Here is a 17194-nt window from a genome sequence, read left to right as displayed (position 1 = left end):
AACTTAATGAGTAATAAAACACATATTGAGAAAACAGGAGCCGAAACAAAATCAATTGGATTCGATTTTCAATACTACTTTTTCTTGTGGAAGTTATTAACCCTTAATAAAGGTGAATCTGTTGGTTTAGAGGTAAAAGATGATGTCCACACTGAACTAGAAAATGATATTAATATTTTTTATCAAGTTAAGCACTCTATACAAAAAAACAAGCAGGGTGACATAAAAAATATGACTGCCTCTGACACTGATTTATGGAAAACTCTATTTAATTGGGCGAAAGTAATAAGTGATGAAAATGACAACAGAAAAGAAATAAAGTCACAATTGGAATTTGTTCATAAATCTCATTTTGTAATGTGGAGTAATAAAAACCACAGCTCTAAAAATCAAATTATTGATAATATAGAGCAACTAAAAAACAAGACAATTTCTATTGATCATTTTATCAAAAACATCAAGGAATTTGAGGAAAACTCAGAGAATGACACAATAAAAAATTACATTAACGAATTTTTACTTTTAGATAAAAATGTTCTTAATCATTATATATCAAAAATCACTTTTGAACTAGGAGAAGATGAAATACTTCAAAACTGTAAAGACGCAATAGAAACAAAGTTAATTCCAAAAAATAAAATTGATGATGTTTTCGCAAAAATTGATTCAAGAATAAGAGAAGATAATTTTATAGAAATTAAAACTGGTAATAAAATTCAAATCAGTTTTGAAGATTTTCAGAGAAAATACAGAAAATACTTTAATAATACTCGAACGGAACGCCTTCAAATTGTACCTCTAACTATTGATTTACCTGATAAACTAGAGAGCCAGACATTCATTAAACAGCTAGTAGAAATTAACGATATTAAAATTGACGATATAGATTTAATGGCTCAATTTACACGTTTTAAACTTAAACTAGAAAACAACATAGCTAAATGGTATACAGAAGGTGAAATAACAATAGAAGAGATTGATAACTATAGAAATGAAGCTATATTAAAATGGTCTAACAAATTTAGAGCATTAACTAATAAATCAGGTTTTAATAATGATTCAAGTTTGGATATAATAAATCACTTAAGAGAAGAAAATCTTAGAATTGATGGACAAGAATTAGGCACAGAATTAAGTAATGGAGAATTTTATTATTTATCAGATATTCCAAAAATTGGATGGAAAAAGGATTGGAAAAAACATAAAAAATGAATTTAGAAAATTACAACAATATTGGAATTACATCAATAGCCATAACCTCTGTTTTATCTTTATCTAAAGAGCTCTCTTTATCTAAAGCTCTACTTATTATGCCTTTATTTACAAGTAAAGCCTTAACAGCACATCTAGCAAGAAAAACAACAGAAATTAAAAGTATTGAAAAATTAATATCTGAAAAAACTCCTTTATTTTCAAATTTTAACAAAAGGTATTATGATACGTTAGCTAATTCACTAAATGCAATACAACTTTTAATTGAGACTAATAACATTGCAATTAAAAATGGTAATTTAATAAACCATCAACCATTTAAGTTTGAAAAAACTATGGGGAAAAGAGCTGGTAAAATAAATTCAGCCTCCCAAAATGTATCAAAATTACTAAATGAAAACACTGAAAAACTTTACTTAAATCTTAGAATTGAACTATGAAATATAATATTGAAAGAATAATTCTTTGGCTTAAGAATGGAAAAAAAAGAGAATTAGAGTTTAAACCGAACAAGGTTAATGTAATCACAGGAGATAGTAATACTGGAAAAACGGCTATTTTAGAAATAATAGACTATTGTTTTTTTTCTAGTAAATCAACAATTTCTGAAAGTATTATAAATGAAAATGTTTCTTGGTATGGTTTAAAATTAAACATAAATGATAAAAAATACACCATTGGAAGAAAATCTTTATTTGAAGGGAATGTTTCAAGTGAGTATTATTTTTCATCTACAGGTGAAGTTCCAATAACAATTCCAGAATCAAACAATACTGAGGAAAATATAAAATCACTAATAGAGACGGAATTTAGTATAGACAAAACAGTATCATTCCCTACTGGTTATGGTAGTAATAATATTAAAGTTGGTTCTAAGATTTCTTTACGATATTTTTTGATGTTTAATACTATTTCTCAAGACCTTATTACTAACTCGCGAGGAACATTTTTTGATAAGCAAAATGAATCGAGATATAGAGATGCATTACCTCGAATTTTTGATATCGCAACTGGTATAGAAAAAATAGAAAACATACTAAAAAAAGAAAAAAAAGTAGAATTAGAAAAGAAACTAACAAAACTAAAGCGTAAAGAATCTGAAATATCTAAAAAATCAGAATATTTTGAACGAGAACAAAAAGCATTAATTAAAAAGGCTAAAGAATTTTCTTTAATAAACCCTGACACAATTGAAAAAGAAGCAATAGGTGAATTAAATGAAGTTGTAAATGGGGCTGTAATAGAAACTGGAACAGGTATTGAAAGAGCAAAATTAGAAAAAGAAAGAAATATTGTTAAGAGGAAAATCAAAAATTTAAAAGATTTTACTAATGAATATTCTATTTTCAAAAAGAACCTAATAGATGTTGAAGACAGTTTAAAACCAATTTCTTTTATTCAGAGAGAAGCAGACAAAATAATTAAGACAGATAATTTCAAAATTCTTATTTCACAATTATCAACCGAGTTAAATGAAATAAAAGATGCTAGAAAAACAAAAACTCCAATTGACAAACAGGTTTTAGACGAAATATCTCAATTAAATTCACAATTGTCTTCTTTAGAAGATAAATTAGAATCCTTACCCAAAGAGAATAAAATTTTCGAAAATGAGAAGAAAAAATATATGTTTATTGGTGAAGTTAAAGCCAAGATAAGCTTATATTCAAAATCAGACACATCTCCATCTACTTCAGTAAAAGAAGAAATACAAAAAATAGAAGAAGAATTAAAATCAATAGTAATTACTAACACAGAGACAAAAAGAGAGTTAACAATAAAACTCATAGAAGAAATTATAAGAGAATATATGATAACCGTTGATAAGGCAATGGAAAACTATAAAGATTTCTTACCAGTTTTTGATTATAAAAACAAAGCTTTATTATTAAGAAAACCGAAAACAACGTTTTATGAAAATGTTGGAAGTAGTTCTAATCATATGTTTTTACATTTATTTTTCTCATTAGCAATGCACGAAATAATTTTTAAAAATGAATCTCCTTATGTAGCTCCTTTTTTAGTTATTGACCAACCAAGTAGACCTTATTACGGAGATGATGGTTTAAGAAAATTAGATGAAGACCATAGTGATGATTACAAAATAACTCAAGCTTTTAAATTATTAGATAAATTTATTCAAGAAAGAAACAATAATAATAGTGAATTCCAAATAATTGTATTTGAGCATATTTCGAAGAATCAGTTTAAGAATATGGAAAATATCCATCTTGTCGATAGTGAATTTAAAAACGGGAATGCCTTAATTCCGACAAGTATGATGTAATAATAACAAGCCTTAAACAAAAGGCTGAGATAAAAAAGTAAGTTTTGCAAATTTACCTCAAAGTAGTTTTATAGTTCATTTTATACAGTAAAACACTTTTTATTAATAACAAAAGCTAGTTTGTTAGCTTCTGATTTTCCTACTGAAAATCCGCGAGGATTTTCTATTTGGTTTGTATTTGCTAAATTAGTTACTTAAAAACATGCACCTAATCTTATACAAAAACATTGTAAACAAGTAGAAAAACTTACTCAAAATTGATAAAAAAGATAGTATTTGGAATTTTAGCATTTATGGTCGGAATTGGGATAGCATACCATTCTGAGTCTTTTTTTCGTGACTTAATTCAGAATATTTTTATATGGTCAACTTCTGATACCATACAATTCATTGGTAAAAACTTTTTTGTTTTCTCTAACAAACTTTATTTCCTAACATTTGGAATTGGACTTCTGATTCTGACTCTAGAAAACCTGAATCAAAAAACCATTCATATCCTAAAAAACGTAATTATTTACCTAATCCTTTTTGGGATTTCATTAATTGCTATTTCAGCAATAGATGCTAACATTAAAGTTATAGAATGTACAGCTTGTGAAGATGGCATTAGGAAATTACATTGGAATGAAGTAAAATATGGGCTTATCATAGGAACAAGTGCTATCATTTCTCTAATTCCAAGTCTGATTAGAATATTAAAAAGAAAGAAAAATCTGGCCCACAAGACCGTATAAAATTAATTGCTAGTTTAGTTACCTATAACGCACTACTTAACTGATACAAAATACCACGAAACACTGAAAATGAAAAAAACACTAATTTTAATACTAATCTTTTTACCTCTCACTATACTCGGACAACACTTAAAATGTTGTGAATCGAAACAAGAAGTGAAATCTTATTTGAGCGGAAAATGGAAAATAAAAAATTCTGACTCAAAAACCATTTATCATTACTGGTTTGAAAAAGGACAGGGAAACCTAACCGAAATGGAACGAACCGAAAATGAAAACGAATATTTAATAATTGATGATCATCCTTTTGTTGATATCATCAAATATGACCAAGGGTTTAAATTAAAATTTATAAGCTTATACAATAACTGGACTTCTGAATTAAAATATTTGAACTCAAATAGAATGATATTGGTTACCGACAATAAAGAGGTTGAATATATTAAAGACCCTGAATAAAATAATGTAAACAGCAATACATAACCACAATTACGGCAGATTCGACTACGTCCGAATCCACTCGGAATTACTAACATATGCTCTAAACCGAAAAACAATACCTTTAACCTAGTAGTTATTTGTTACACGAGGATTGTTAATAAACATCAAAAGTCTAATTCATCTCCTAACTTTTCTACAATTTTTTTAGTTAAACTATAAGGGAACTTATCCATTCTTTTGTAAAACTCAATAGCCCCAAGATTTTCTCTTTGTATTTTAAGTAAAGTACTACTGTCTTTACTAGTACCTTCATTTGTCAAATATGCAATTCTTTTTTTATCAAAACTCGTACCTTTATCTAACCTTTTTTTAATTTTATTAAAATCACTCAACTCTAAATATTCTTTACCATCATCAATAAAAGTGTTGAAAATCTCTATATAATCGTGAATATAAATTATTCTCCGATTATCAAATCTATTCCCAAAAAGCTCTTTTAACCATTTATTAAATGTTCTTTTATTAACATTAAATTCATCGGCTATTTCTTGTTTAGTTGTCTTAAAAAATATTTTTACAACTTCTTCTTTCTCAACTATATCTAAACCAAAAAAATCAGTAATATGAGATTCAATTATTACTCTATTTTCACTATAGAGCTTAACCAATTTTAAAAACTGTTCTTTTGGTACTCTTTCAAATAAAGAGATTATTTTTTCTTCATTTTTACTAAGTTGATGAACAAAATCAGATATGTTATAGCTTTTCTTTATAACCTCAAAAACCTCTTTAAACAACTCCAAAACAGGAAACTGTTGTAAGAAACCATGTATTATTTCTTCATCATTTAAAGATGCTTTTTCCATCTCTTCAAACTTTTCTTCTGCCTTTTTATAATCTCCATCAAAAAGCACAATTATTAATACCCGAGGTATTAGAGGTATTAATAGTAAAAGTTCTTCTTCTTTTTCACCTAAAAGCTGTTTATAAATTTCTTCTATAATTCCACCAAACATGTATACATATAAAAAATAAGCTACTTACAAATATATAGTAAATAGCTTATTAGAATTAGTAATGATAAACAATCCAATTTCTATTTAGAGTTATTGGGGTTTAATTGATCTGCTCTGTTATCAAGATTATTTTGATAAGTAGTGTTTGTTCCACTTGTTCCTGAGTTTGAGTTACTAATATCAGCCTCATGATTTGAATCTCTCATATTATAAAAAATTTAATTAATATTAAGACAAATATATTTTGGAATATTAACCTTTTGCCAAATTATACACGATAGCAAAATATCAAAACAGGAGTCGAACCTAAACTAACTTTAAGAGTTTATAAAACATTCGTAATTTTGCCGTATGAAAATAAAACTACTCGCCATAGGCAAAACTGATAATAAGCAGTTACAGCAATTAATTGACGAATACCAAAACCGCTTAAAACATTACGTAAAGTTTGAGTTAGAGATTATTCCAGATATCAAAAACGTTAAAAACCTAAGCGAGTCGCAACAAAAAGAAAAAGAAGGCGAGTTAATTCTATCCAAACTACAAGCTACCGACCAACTAGTTTTATTAGACGATAAAGGGAAGCAACATACTTCCGTAGAGTTTTCACAATATTTACAAAAGAAAATGAACTCAGGTATTAAACAACTGGTGTTGGTAATTGGAGGTCCTTATGGTTTTTCTGAGGCTGTATATCAAAAAGCGCAAGGAAAGTTATCCTTATCAAAAATGACCTTTTCTCACCAAATGATTCGTTTATTTATTGTGGAGCAAGTGTATCGTGGGTTTACCATTCTTCGTAACGAGCCTTATCATCACGAATAACTCTTGTTAAGCTATTTATTCACATCAAATTTCATGTGAGTCAAAGCATTATGCTTTTAGTTTCTTGAAAAACACAGTAAAAAACATGTTAAAAAGTTATTTTTTTTTCGCATTTAGCCATACTTTTGCGCCCCGAAAAAACAAAAACTTAATACCATAAAATTACAATGAAAACACTAAGATTCTTAGTCACTTTAACTTTTTTCATAACGTTTACTTGCCAACAAGTAAATGCTCAAGATGACATTAAAGCTTTAAAAGCTCAGGTAAAAAACAAGAAAGATCAAATTAGCGCTAATGAAGAAATTTTAGTGAGTGGAGTTGGTGCTTTAAAACGTGTAAAAGGAAATTTAGAGCGTTTTAAAACAAGTAAAAAAGCTACAAAACAAGAGGTAGAAAGAAAAGAAAAAATTGTTGCTAACATGCAACAAAGACTAAGCAAACTAAACAGTCAAATTGATTTACACAAGAAAGATTTGGCGTCTCTTGAAAGAAAGTTAGCTAGAAAACTTAAAAAAGAAGAAACTAAGGAAGCAGAGGTAAAAGAGGAAGCTAAAGCTACAACTGCAAGCACTGGTCTTGTGGTATATGAAGATAATATAAGTGATGAGCAGAAAGAGGTTCTTTTACAAAAACAAAAGCTTGAAGAGGCTCGTAAGAAGTTAGACGAAGAAAGAAAAGCTAGAGAGCTTGCTTATTTAAAAGAACAAGAGGCTTTACGTTTAGAGGAAGAAAAACTAAAACAATTAAGCAACCAAATTAAGGCTAAGGAACAAAACATTAGTAAAGAGAAAAACACCTTAATAAGTGATCTTGAAGATGATATTAGCATTAACGAAGAAATTTTAATTAGTGGTAAAGAAGGTTTAGCTAAAATGAAATCTAAATTAGAAGAGGCTAAGAAAGATGCTTCTACTTCTAAAGAGAGTATAGAAAGAAAACAAGCTATTATCAACAAAATTGAAAATCGCTTATTAAAAATTGAAAACGAAATTGATGCTAAAAAACAAGAGTTAGCAAAAATTAAAGGATAAAATTCCTGACTTTATACAATAAAAAAACTCCAAGCTTTTCGCTTGGAGTTTTTTGTTTTCTATAGATGTAGCTTTCAACCAAGAAACTGTTTTACAAAACTTATTGTATTTTAGTAATTCTTAGAATTTTAGAAGCTATGATTATTTACTAACCTATCTTTTTATTAACATGAAACACCCCCCGAATAAGCAAACTTGGTTACTCCTTACTCATTTATTTTTAATCGTCTTCATTACTTCATGTTCAAACTCTAAAAACAAGGAAGCACAAACTAACAACTCAAAACCTGTAGAGCACAAAGACTCCATAAACATTGCAGATGGCAAACAGTTTATAAGTCAGCGTCACTTACATGAAAAAACCTATGGCGGTTTAAATTTTACTACCGAACAGCAATGGGATAGTTTAAACAACATTTCTTACAAACCTATAACTCATAAAAAAGGAAACGTACATCCTAATTATCGCACATTTGGCTGGCATGTATATTCCAACGGCTCTTCTTATAAAAGTTATAATTTTTCTATGCTTTGGGGAATTTCATACTTTTCTTATGCTCTTGATCCCAAAACAGGTAATTACAAAAGTATACACCAATGGAAAACTACTTCGTTAATCGACAGTGCTCAAACAAAAGGTTGTAAAGTCTTTTTGTCGGTTACTAACTTTGGAAGCGAAAACAATGCTGTGTTTTTGAATAATTCAAAAGCACAAACAAGACTCATAGAAAATCTAGCTGAGTTACTTGCCTTAAGAAATGCTGATGGAATTAATATCGATTTTGAAGGGGTTGCTAAAGAAGATAGAAATCAACTTACACAGTTTATCATTCAGGTTTCAAAAAAGCTAAAAGAAAAGAATCCTAATTATAGCGTCTCTTTGTGTTTGTATGCTATTGACTGGAATGATGTGTTTGATATTCCTGCTATCAATCCGCATATTGACTTTTACACGCTAATGGGATACGATTACTACGGTAGTTTTAGCAAAACTACCGGGCCTGTAACACCTTTTAAATACAGTGAAAAATTCGGAAATGGTTTAGAAGCCTCCGTTACTTATTATAAAAACAAGGGAGTGTCTCTAGATAAATTAATTGCGGGACTTCCTTATTACGGTGCTGAATGGTACACTAAAAAACCTGAAATGGGCGCTAAAGTAACGAAGTTCAAATCGCACCCTCGTTATTATACCATACGAGATATGTATATTGATTCTTTACAAATTCCCGTTAAGTTTGATCCTAAAAGTGCTTCTAGCTATCTAATTATCAAAGACAGCAACCATGAATATAGACAGCTATTTTTTGAAGATGTGCAGTCGCTTTCAATAAAATACGACTGGATAAAACGCAATAAAATAAGCGGTGTCGGTATTTGGGCGTTGGGTTATGACAATGGCTATTCTCAACTGTGGGATTTGCTAGCTGAAAAGTTTTCTAAAGAGTAAAACGGTAACTTTTGAATAATAAAAAACTCCAAGGGTATCCTTGGAGTTTTTTTATTGTTTTTATGCAGTTGCTTTAGGTTTTCTAAACATTAACCAAAAACCGATCAACACTAGCGGAATACTCAACACCTGACCTGTGTTCAATGTATTGAACACCCAATCTTCTCTTCCTTCTACTTGTGCTTCTTTTAAGAATTCTATTACAAAACGTAACGACCATAATACCACCATAAACAGTCCGAATAAAAAGCCTGTTTGATTTTTCTTGTCTGTTTTCCAATAGAAATACCACAAAGCAAAGAATAGTACTAAATAACTAAATGCTTCGTATAATTGGGTTGGGTGACGTGGTACCGTCTCTCCTGCTCTTTTAAAGATGACACCAAAGCTGCTTCCTGTTGGTTTTCCGTAAATCTCAGAATTAAAGAAGTTTCCGAAACGGATAAAAAATCCTGCTAAGGCTACCATAATTCCTAATCTATCTAGAATAAACAACCATGGTTTTTGTAAGTGTTTCTTAGCGTAAAAGTACATGGCTATTGGAATTGCTATTGCTGCTCCGTGACTTGCAAACCCTGTAAACCCGGTAAATTTCCATCCATCTAACAATCCGAATAAAGCCGAAGCTCCTTCTTGCTTTTTAAATGGTAATATGATTTCTAGTAAATGATTTTGATAATAATCCCAACTATAAAAAAAAACGTCACCTAAACGCATTCCTATCAACATAGAAACGAATACGTACATAAATAACGGATCTAGTTTCTCAACAGCAATGTTATCGTTGATATATATCTTTTTCATTAATTGAAGTCCTAAAATAAACGCTGCTACAAACATTAAACTGTACCAACGAATACCAAAACCTCCTAAGTTTATTATTTCTGGGTTCCAATCCCACACTATGGATAAAAAATTCATCTACTTTAATTTGGTTTTTGTGTCATTGCGAACCTTTCGGCTGTCAATTAAGACAAGTTAAAATGAAGCTATCTCATAAGATTACTTCGTTGTAAACTCCTCAATGACAATTATTATTTTTCTTTTTTCTCTGGAACAGGATCGTAACCGCTTCCTCCCCAAGGGTGACAACTGAAAATTCTTTTCAATGCCAACCAACCACCGTACAATAATCCGTGTTTTTGTAACGCTTCAATTGTGTAGCTTGAACAGGTTGGTGAATATCTACATGTTGCTGGTGTAAACGGAGATATGGCTGTTTGATAAAATCGAACTAGTAATATAAACGGATATGTTAGTATTTTTTTCAATTAGTTAACTGTAAATGTTGTTCCTTCTCTACCGTCTTTTAATTGAATCCCTAATTCCAGTAATCTATCACGAATTTCATCAGACAATGCCCAATCTTTATTTTCACGTGCTTCTTTACGCATGCTAATTAACATTTCAACTACACCACTTAGTTTGTCTGAATTATTTCCTTCTGAAGTTTCATTCATTAGTCCTAATACATCAAAAACAAACGCATTGATTGTATTTTTAAACACTTCTAAGTCATCGGTAGTTAAACTTGCTTTTCCTTCTTTTATTTGATTGATAACTTTTACTGCTTCAAATAAATGTGCTATTAAAATTGGTGTATTAAAATCATCATTCATGGCATCGTAGCAATCTTGTCTCCATTTTTCAACATCAAATGAAGAAGAACTACCTGCTTCTATTTTATCCAAGAAATCTACAGCTTCCATCAACTTTGCATGCCCTTTTTCAGCAGCTTCTAACGCTTCTCCAGAAAAGTCTAAAATGCTTCTATAGTTCGCTTGCATATTGAAAAAACGAACCACACTTGCAGAAAACGGTTTTCCTAAAATGTTATTTTCTCCCGTTAAAATTTCATTTGGTAAAATAAAGTTCCCTGTTGATTTTGCCATTTTTTGACTGTTCAACAATAACATATTGGTGTGCATCCAGTAATTTACTGGTTTAACACCACTACAGGTTTGCGATTGTGCAATTTCACACTCGTGATGCGGGAATTTTAAATCCATTCCTCCACCATGAATATCAAATTGCTCACCTAAGTACTTTGTACTCATTACTGAACATTCTAAATGCCAACCTGGGAAACCATCACTCCAAGGTGAAGGCCAACGCATGATATGACGTTCATCTGCTTTTTTCCAAAGTGCAAAGTCTTGCGGATTTCTTTTATCTGACTGTCCGTCTAACGCTCGTGTGTTATGAATAGCGTCTTCAAATTTTCTACCAGAAAGAATTCCGTAGTTACCCGTTTCGTTATATTTTAACACATCAAAATATACAGAACCGTTTACTTCATAAGCAAAACCTTTCTCCATGATTTCTTTAATCATTTCAATCTGTTCTACAATATGACCTGTTGCTGTAGGCTCTATACTTGGTGGTAAAAAATTGTAGTTGTTTAATACATTATGGAAATCAACTGTATAACGTTGCACTACCTCCATCGGTTCAATTTCCTCTAGTCGTGCTTTCTTTGCAATTCTGTCTTCTCCTTCATCTGCATCGTTTTCTAAGTGACCCGCATCGGTAATATTACGCACATAACGCACCTTGTACCCAAGGTGTAATAAATAACGATACACCACATCAAAAAACATAAAAGTTCGTACGTTTCCTAAATGGGCGTTGCTATATACTGTAGGACCACATACATACATACCTACGCGTCCTTCAGTTACTGGTTTGAAAAGCTCTTTTGATTTGGTTAAAGAGTTGTATATTTTAAGTTGATTTTCTTTGTATAATTCCATAGTAAAAATGACTATTTGCAATCGCTAATATAGGCACTTTATAAAGAATATAGAAAAAGAATTTGGTAGCAATTTTGTAGAAATAAAAAGTAATTTTGTTTGTATTTCTTATTGATTTTTAACTTTTAACTGACTGTATTTACCATCTATTTCAATTTTCTTATCGTTTGAAATTAAAATAAACTCTCCATTATATTCTACACTTCCATCTTTTCGTTTCTTAACCTTACCACTCTGAATATCGAATTTTTTGTTTATTCCTGCTAAATCAACTCCCGCATCTGAATAGCTTAAAAGTACTTTTAAATTATCATGGCTAGGGTGTACTTTGGTAATGGTTAAGTTTCCAAACTTATTATTCACTTCAACATTACTATAAACATTGTTTACTACCAATCCTGATGAATTAGCATTTACGGTTGTATTGGTAACCGATGCTAATTGAGCATCGGTTACATTATTTAAGAACAACGTACAAGCGTTTAATGAATTTATGTTTACTGGTGAAAATGAAATATTTAATTTTCCACCGTCAAGTGCATCAGCTTTAAAGGTTCCATAACTAACCTTTCCTGAAGCTTTGGTTTTTGGAAGTTTTACTTTACAGTGACGTGTATTCAAGTCAAAGGTTGCTGATTTTGGGACTTTTATTGTAATCTTCTTTGTGATTTTTACTTTTTTTCCATTAATCATAAGGTTATTGCTGTCAGAAGCGTAAGAATAATTCATGCGAACTTTTTTCATCTCTTCTCTTGCCTTGTGCATTTCTTCTCTAGCTTTGGCAAGTTCTTTTCTGATTTCTTCTCTATTTATTTTTCTAATTTCAGCTCTAGCTTTCGCCATTTCTTTTCTCAATTCTTTTTCATTGAGACGCTCTTTCTTAACGCTTTCTAATTCTTTTTTTATCTCTCTTTTTCTTTCTTCTTGATGTTTTTTAAACTCTTTATACTTATCTGTTTTCTTAAATTCTTCCCACTCTTTTTTTGACTTAATAGTAATATCGTTTACCCCATCTTTCCATTGAAAGAAGTAATTTCCTCCATCTTTTGCATACTTATCAAAGTCAAATTCGATGTCTTCTAAACCAGTAACGATTTCTTTAAAGTTAATTTCTGGGATGTTAATTTCAGGGATCTCTGGGATTTCAGGCATCTCCGGAATTCTTACTTCTGGAATTACCACAACCTCATCATTCCCGTCAAATTGAAATACTCTTGGGTAATTATTGTCTGATGAATTGAAGAATACAATATTGTCTCCTCCTATTCTAAAGCTATTTCTATTGGCATTAATTTGTACCTTGCTTTTATTCCCTAAAGCTTCAAATTTCCAGTTGTCTAAATATTTTTGAGCTTCTTTTTTATCGAGTCCTTCCACTTCCACAACTGCTTCTACTGAAACCTCGTTTTTGTTCCATGTAGTTACCTCTACATCTGCATTAGATGCATTGATAGAAACTACTACGTCTTTATTTGTTTTAAAATTTTCACTAAACTTTTTGTTGTATTTCTGTGCAGATACAACGCCAGTTACTAACAGTAAAAAAACACTGATGTTAAATTGTTTGAATGTCATTTTGAGTTGGATTTTTAAATTCTTGTAATTGTTTTTGCATACGTTTTAACAGCTGTAAACGCAATTGCAGGTTTCCAATCAATGCATTGATAGTATCGTCGTTAATTCCTTTTGTATTGAGCTCTTCGGTTAACGATTTATATTCTTTGGTTAATTCACCTAACTTAGTTAAGTAACCATCAAAAAGTTCTTTATTATCGTCGGTTAATTCTAACTGACTTAATTCGTAATTAATAGTATTTACATAATAATCTTCTACTGTTTTTAATTCAGGTGAAATTGCTCCTAAACTAATTTGATTTTGAGTTTCTTTTGGAAGCTCTGTTATTGGGGCTACAGTATTTGTTGGGTATAACTGAATTCCCAAACTCACCAACAACACAATAGATGCTGCTATATACAGCCATTGATATGTTTTTTTTGTTGAGGGTGTTGCATGCAATTCATCTAGCAACTTTTGTTGAAAACGCTGTCTGTGATTTGTTGATAACCTCTCGGTGTTTTCAACATTGTTTTTTAGTATTTCTCTAATATCTTTAGACATGATGTACTGCTTTTAATTGTTCTTGCACTTGTCTTTTTCCTCTTAATAAATGTGTTCTCGAACTCACTTCCGAAATTCCTAATATCTGAGAGATTTCTCCGTGATCATACCCTTCTAATAAAAACAGGGTTAACACAACTCTATATTTTTCTTTTAATTGCTGAATGCAGTTTACAATATCTTGATACGATATCGTGGCGGCTACATTCCAATTATCATCATCTGCTACTGTGGTAATTTCTTCGTTAATAGAAACCAGTTCTAATTTTCTCTTCTTTAAATAATCAATACTTTGGTTGATAACGATTCTTTTTAACCAAGCACCAAACGCTACTCCTTCTTTATATGAATCAATATTTTTAAATGCTTTTACAAATGCTTCTTGCATTACATCTTCCGCAATAAACGAATCTTTTACATACCGTAACGCCACTGTATACATAGCATCACAATACAAGTCATACAATTGCATTTGTGCTTTTGCATCATTGTTTTTACAGGCATCTATTACCGGTTGATGTAACTGTTTAGTTGATTTCATTCTTGATTTCTTACCCTAAATACGAGACTTTTCCCACCGCGTTGCATTTTCCTGCATTTTTATTTCTAAATTTACGTTATTATTTTGTTTTACCTACATAATGACCGACAAAGACACATCTGCACTCTCTGAAAAAGACGGGGTTTCCCAGCCTGAAACCACCAGTAAATCCTCTGCAGAAAAAATAAAGCGCAACAGAAGAAAAACTACCACGACCGAAGAATTTGTTACTCAAATAGTTGCTGGTAATATTCCTTTTTTAAGTAGAGCTATTACCTTAGTGGAAAGTACTAATCCAAAACATCAACAACAAGCCAATGAAATTTTAGAAGCTTGTTTACCGCATGCCAATAAATCGGTTAGAATTGGAATTACAGGTGTTCCTGGTGTAGGAAAAAGTACATTTATTGAGGCTTTTGGTAAACATTTAACTTCCTTAGGTAAAAAAGTAGCTGTTTTGGCGGTAGACCCAAGTAGCTCTATTAACAAAGGAAGTATTTTAGGCGATAAAACACGTATGGAGGAATTGGTAACCGATGAAAATGCTTTTATCCGCCCTTCTCCTTCTGGAACTTCGTTGGGTGGTGTTGCTCAAAAAACACGTGAAAGTATTATTTTATGTGAAGCTGCTGGTTTTGACACCATTATTATTGAAACGGTGGGTGTGGGACAGTCGGAAACTGCTGTACATTCTATGACCGACTTCTTTTTATTATTGAAATTGGCAGGTGCTGGTGACGAATTACAAGGTATCAAACGCGGAATTATTGAAATGGCTGATGCGATTGTGATTAATAAAGCGGATAGCGGTAATGAGAAAAATGCTAAACTGGCAAAAGTAGAGTTTAACAGAGCTTTACACTTATACCCTGCTAAGGAAAGTGGTTGGCAACCCAACGTTTTATTAGCAAGTGCGCTACATCATCAAGGAATTGATGCTATTTATGCTATGATTGAAGAGTACATGAGTTTAGTGAAAAAATCAGGTTATTTTCAACAGAAAAGAAATGAACAAAATAACTATTGGTTGTTAGAAACCATTAATCAACAATTGAAAAATAACTTTTATAATAACCCAAAAATTAAAGAACTTTTAAAACGGGAGGTAGCAAAGCTAGAAAGTGGAAAAACCACACCATTTACTGCTGCCAAACGATTGCTAGAAAATAACTAAACTATGGAAGCCCATAATGGGCACTTAATAAAATCTTATTTTTAAACAATTAATTTAAAACTAATAAACACCTAACTGGTATTATTTACAGACATATGGAAGAGAACACCCTCACTTGGAACGATTTTACAAAAGTAGAGATGCGTATTGGCACCATTATTTCTGCGGAAATTTTTAAAGAGGTTAAAAACCCTGCCTATAAAATGCAAGTTGATTTTGGCGACTACGGAATAAAAAAAACCTCAGCACAAATCACTAAACTGTATCAACCTGAAGATTTAATAGGAAAACAAGTGGTTGCTGTGGTAAACTTTCCTAAAAAACAAATTGCTAATATGATGAGTGAATGCCTTGTATTAGGTGGTTTAGGTGATGATAAAGAGGTTACTTTGTTAACTGCTGAACGTACTGTTAAAAACGGGACAAAGATTGCGTAGCATCCTTTCTTAGATTTTTTAATTAAGTATTGTTTATCTGCTGGAAATAAGAAAAGTCTGCTTTTAAGCTCTTGTAAATTACTACCCCAGTCCCTTTTTTAAATTTAGAAAAGTAATGCTGTCAAATTGTTGCTCTAAAAAATCAATTGCTCGTTGGCTTCTTACTCCTGATTTACAATAAACTACCACAGATTTTCCTGTATTTATTTCATCATATCGTTGAGCAAGCTCTCCTAACGGAATATGTTGTCCTCCAATATGATGCTGCTCTCGTTCCCAATCTTCCCGAACATCCAATAAATTATAAGTTGACAGATTGTTTTGTAGTTCTTTTAAAGTTATTTCGTGGGTCGCTGTTTTAATTCCACAAAAGAATTCATAATCGTTATCTAACTCCGTTACCTCAGCTTTATCGGTTCTTTCAAACTTCAAGAGCATTTGACGCATGCTTAAGGTATCATACATCAATAATTTATCAGCTAACACCTCTCCTATTCCACAAATGATTTTAATGGTTTCATTGGCTTGTAAGCTTCCTATAATTCCGGGTAAGACACCTAGTACTCCTATTTCTGAACAATTGGGAGATTCTTCTGGTTTGGGTGGCGTTGGATACAAACATCGATACGTAGCACTTCCCTGATAATTAAACACGCTTACTTGTCCTTCAAACTTAAAAATAGCCCCATATATCAACGGTTTTTGAGTGAGTACCGCTGCATCGTTGGTTAAATAACGAGTCGCAAAATTATCACTCCCGTCTACAATTACATCATATTTCTCAAATAAAGAAATAGCATTTTGATTGGTTAGTTTTTCTTTAAACACATGAAACTGAACAAAAGGATTCAATCTTGACAAACGATGGGCAGCTGTTTCTGCTTTAGACTTTCCTATATCATCTATGGTATATAAAACTTGGCGTTGTAAATTGCTCTGATCTACTACATCATCATCTATAATTCCAATCGTACCTACACCTGCTGCCGTTAAATACTGTAATACAGGACACCCCAATCCACCAGCACCGATTACCAATACTTTGGCCTGTTTTAGTTTTAGTTGTCCTTCTTCCCCTATTTTATCGAGAATTAAATGACGATTGTATTGTTTTTGTTCTTCGTTTGTTAGCATTTGGCATTTGGCTTTTGGCTTTTGGCTGTTGGCTGTT

Annotated in this window: 19 protein-coding genes; 10 read left to right on the top strand and 9 right to left on the bottom strand. The window is 31.2% G+C overall.

All coding sequences use genetic code 11. The annotated features are described in order from the left end of the window. Positions 1-6 precede the first annotated feature (6 nt). The 5 genes from V1T75_RS13750 to V1T75_RS13730 all read left to right on the top strand — a co-directional run bounded on the left by V1T75_RS13750 (position 7) and on the right by V1T75_RS13730 (position 4692). Positions 7-1212 carry a hypothetical protein gene (locus tag V1T75_RS13750; RefSeq protein ID WP_330489080.1) on the top strand — a complete coding sequence of 402 codons (1206 nt, stop codon included), beginning with the start codon at positions 7-9 and terminating at the stop codon, positions 1210-1212. Next, positions 1209-1652: a three component ABC system middle component gene (locus V1T75_RS13745; RefSeq protein ID WP_330489079.1), complete on the top strand. Its 444-nt coding sequence runs from the start codon at positions 1209-1211 to the stop codon at positions 1650-1652. The genes V1T75_RS13750 and V1T75_RS13745 overlap by 4 nt, the downstream gene beginning before the upstream one ends. Beyond that, the gene (locus V1T75_RS13740; RefSeq protein ID WP_330489078.1) at positions 1649-3499 is read left to right on the top strand and encodes a DUF3732 domain-containing protein; all 1851 of its coding nucleotides are present in this window, start codon (positions 1649-1651) and stop codon (positions 3497-3499) included. The genes V1T75_RS13745 and V1T75_RS13740 overlap by 4 nt, the downstream gene beginning before the upstream one ends. Before the next feature lie 257 nt (positions 3500-3756). Then, positions 3757-4233 carry a hypothetical protein gene (locus V1T75_RS13735; protein WP_330489077.1) on the top strand — a complete coding sequence of 159 codons (477 nt, stop codon included), beginning with the start codon at positions 3757-3759 and terminating at the stop codon, positions 4231-4233. 69 nt (positions 4234-4302) lie between these two features. Continuing rightward, on the top strand, positions 4303-4692 hold the full coding sequence (locus tag V1T75_RS13730; RefSeq protein WP_330489076.1) for a hypothetical protein: 390 nt from the start codon (positions 4303-4305) through the stop codon (positions 4690-4692). 146 nt (positions 4693-4838) lie between these two features. Here the strand turns inward: V1T75_RS13730 and V1T75_RS13725 are convergent, their stop codons facing one another. Together V1T75_RS13725 and V1T75_RS13720 are read right to left on the bottom strand one after the other, a co-directional pair. Beyond that, the gene (locus V1T75_RS13725) at positions 4839-5690 is read right to left on the bottom strand and encodes a hypothetical protein (protein ID WP_330489075.1); all 852 of its coding nucleotides are present in this window, start codon (positions 5688-5690) and stop codon (positions 4839-4841) included. An 80-nt stretch (positions 5691-5770) separates the two neighbouring features. Further along, complete coding sequence (locus V1T75_RS13720) at positions 5771-5896, bottom strand: hypothetical protein (protein ID WP_330489074.1); 126 nt, start codon at positions 5894-5896, stop codon at positions 5771-5773. A 145-nt stretch (positions 5897-6041) separates the two neighbouring features. Here V1T75_RS13720 and rlmH point away from each other — a divergent pair, with 145 nt between their 5' ends. The 3 genes from rlmH (at position 6042) to V1T75_RS13705 (ending at position 8999) form a co-directional block, all read left to right on the top strand. Further along, positions 6042-6515 (top strand): 23S rRNA (pseudouridine(1915)-N(3))-methyltransferase RlmH, encoded by a 474-nt coding sequence (gene rlmH, locus V1T75_RS13715; protein WP_330489073.1) that lies wholly within the window; start codon positions 6042-6044, stop codon positions 6513-6515. 167 nt (positions 6516-6682) lie between these two features. After that, positions 6683-7549, top strand: a complete 867-nt coding sequence (locus V1T75_RS13710; protein WP_330489072.1) for a hypothetical protein — start codon at positions 6683-6685, stop codon at positions 7547-7549. 169 nt (positions 7550-7718) lie between these two features. Further along, positions 7719-8999 (top strand): glycosyl hydrolase family 18 protein, encoded by a 1281-nt coding sequence (locus V1T75_RS13705; RefSeq protein WP_330489071.1) that lies wholly within the window; start codon positions 7719-7721, stop codon positions 8997-8999. Positions 9000-9059: 60 nt separating this feature from the next. Here V1T75_RS13705 and lgt read toward each other — a convergent pair whose 3' ends face one another. The 6 genes from lgt to V1T75_RS13675 form a co-directional block, all read right to left on the bottom strand. Beyond that, positions 9060-9920: a prolipoprotein diacylglyceryl transferase gene (lgt, locus tag V1T75_RS13700; protein WP_330489070.1), complete on the bottom strand. Its 861-nt coding sequence runs from the start codon at positions 9918-9920 to the stop codon at positions 9060-9062. A gap of 113 nt (positions 9921-10033) precedes the next feature. Then, on the bottom strand, positions 10034-10270 hold the full coding sequence (gene yidD, locus V1T75_RS13695) for a membrane protein insertion efficiency factor YidD (protein ID WP_330489069.1): 237 nt from the start codon (positions 10268-10270) through the stop codon (positions 10034-10036). Beyond that, positions 10271-11752, bottom strand: a complete 1482-nt coding sequence (cysS, locus tag V1T75_RS13690) for a cysteine--tRNA ligase (RefSeq protein WP_330489068.1) — start codon at positions 11750-11752, stop codon at positions 10271-10273. It lies immediately after the preceding gene. Positions 11753-11860: 108 nt separating this feature from the next. Beyond that, complete coding sequence (locus V1T75_RS13685) at positions 11861-13327, bottom strand: coiled-coil domain-containing protein (protein WP_330489067.1); 1467 nt, start codon at positions 13325-13327, stop codon at positions 11861-11863. Continuing rightward, entirely contained in the window at positions 13308-13871 is a 564-nt protein-coding gene (locus V1T75_RS13680; RefSeq protein WP_330489066.1) for a hypothetical protein, read from the bottom strand. Before V1T75_RS13680 ends, V1T75_RS13685 begins: the two co-directional genes overlap by 20 nt. Beyond that, positions 13864-14412 (bottom strand): RNA polymerase sigma factor, encoded by a 549-nt coding sequence (locus tag V1T75_RS13675; RefSeq protein ID WP_330489065.1) that lies wholly within the window; start codon positions 14410-14412, stop codon positions 13864-13866. Before V1T75_RS13675 ends, V1T75_RS13680 begins: the two co-directional genes overlap by 8 nt. A gap of 100 nt (positions 14413-14512) precedes the next feature. Here V1T75_RS13675 and meaB point away from each other — a divergent pair, with 100 nt between their 5' ends. Next, positions 14513-15586 carry a methylmalonyl Co-A mutase-associated GTPase MeaB gene (gene meaB, locus V1T75_RS13670; protein WP_330489064.1) on the top strand — a complete coding sequence of 358 codons (1074 nt, stop codon included), beginning with the start codon at positions 14513-14515 and terminating at the stop codon, positions 15584-15586. 95 nt (positions 15587-15681) lie between these two features. Beyond that, positions 15682-16023, top strand: a complete 342-nt coding sequence (locus V1T75_RS13665; protein ID WP_330489063.1) for a tRNA-binding protein — start codon at positions 15682-15684, stop codon at positions 16021-16023. 81 nt (positions 16024-16104) lie between these two features. Here the strand turns inward: V1T75_RS13665 and V1T75_RS13660 are convergent, their stop codons facing one another. Then, entirely contained in the window at positions 16105-17157 is a 1053-nt protein-coding gene (locus V1T75_RS13660; protein WP_330489131.1) for a HesA/MoeB/ThiF family protein, read from the bottom strand. Positions 17158-17194: the final 37 nt, after the last annotated feature.

This window comes from Tenacibaculum sp. FZY0031 (assembly GCF_036350695.1).
Classification (GTDB): domain Bacteria; phylum Bacteroidota; class Bacteroidia; order Flavobacteriales; family Flavobacteriaceae; genus Polaribacter.
This window is presented reverse-complemented; position numbering and strand designations above follow the sequence as displayed.

What these genes read in the sequence shown, in the direction of transcription:
- V1T75_RS13750 (WP_330489080.1), top strand. Translation starts at nt 7, where the DNA reads ATGAGTAATAAAACACATATTGAGAAAACAGGAGCCGAAACAAAATCA.
- V1T75_RS13745 (WP_330489079.1), top strand. Translation starts at nt 1,209, where the DNA reads ATGAATTTAGAAAATTACAACAATATTGGAATTACATCAATAGCCATA.
- V1T75_RS13740 (WP_330489078.1), top strand. Translation starts at nt 1,649, where the DNA reads ATGAAATATAATATTGAAAGAATAATTCTTTGGCTTAAGAATGGAAAA.
- V1T75_RS13730 (WP_330489076.1), top strand. Translation starts at nt 4,303, where the DNA reads ATGAAAAAAACACTAATTTTAATACTAATCTTTTTACCTCTCACTATA.
- V1T75_RS13725 (WP_330489075.1), bottom strand. Translation starts at nt 5,690, where the DNA reads ATGTTTGGTGGAATTATAGAAGAAATTTATAAACAGCTTTTAGGTGAA.
- V1T75_RS13720 (WP_330489074.1), bottom strand. Translation starts at nt 5,896, where the DNA reads ATGAGAGATTCAAATCATGAGGCTGATATTAGTAACTCAAACTCAGGA.
- rlmH (WP_330489073.1), top strand. Translation starts at nt 6,042, where the DNA reads ATGAAAATAAAACTACTCGCCATAGGCAAAACTGATAATAAGCAGTTA.
- V1T75_RS13710 (WP_330489072.1), top strand. Translation starts at nt 6,683, where the DNA reads ATGAAAACACTAAGATTCTTAGTCACTTTAACTTTTTTCATAACGTTT.
- V1T75_RS13705 (WP_330489071.1), top strand. Translation starts at nt 7,719, where the DNA reads ATGAAACACCCCCCGAATAAGCAAACTTGGTTACTCCTTACTCATTTA.
- lgt (WP_330489070.1), bottom strand. Translation starts at nt 9,920, where the DNA reads ATGAATTTTTTATCCATAGTGTGGGATTGGAACCCAGAAATAATAAAC.
- cysS (WP_330489068.1), bottom strand. Translation starts at nt 11,752, where the DNA reads ATGGAATTATACAAAGAAAATCAACTTAAAATATACAACTCTTTAACC.
- V1T75_RS13685 (WP_330489067.1), bottom strand. Translation starts at nt 13,327, where the DNA reads ATGACATTCAAACAATTTAACATCAGTGTTTTTTTACTGTTAGTAACT.
- V1T75_RS13680 (WP_330489066.1), bottom strand. Translation starts at nt 13,871, where the DNA reads ATGTCTAAAGATATTAGAGAAATACTAAAAAACAATGTTGAAAACACC.
- V1T75_RS13675 (WP_330489065.1), bottom strand. Translation starts at nt 14,412, where the DNA reads ATGAAATCAACTAAACAGTTACATCAACCGGTAATAGATGCCTGTAAA.
- meaB (WP_330489064.1), top strand. Translation starts at nt 14,513, where the DNA reads ATGACCGACAAAGACACATCTGCACTCTCTGAAAAAGACGGGGTTTCC.
- V1T75_RS13665 (WP_330489063.1), top strand. Translation starts at nt 15,682, where the DNA reads ATGGAAGAGAACACCCTCACTTGGAACGATTTTACAAAAGTAGAGATG.
- V1T75_RS13660 (WP_330489131.1), bottom strand. Translation starts at nt 17,157, where the DNA reads ATGCTAACAAACGAAGAACAAAAACAATACAATCGTCATTTAATTCTC.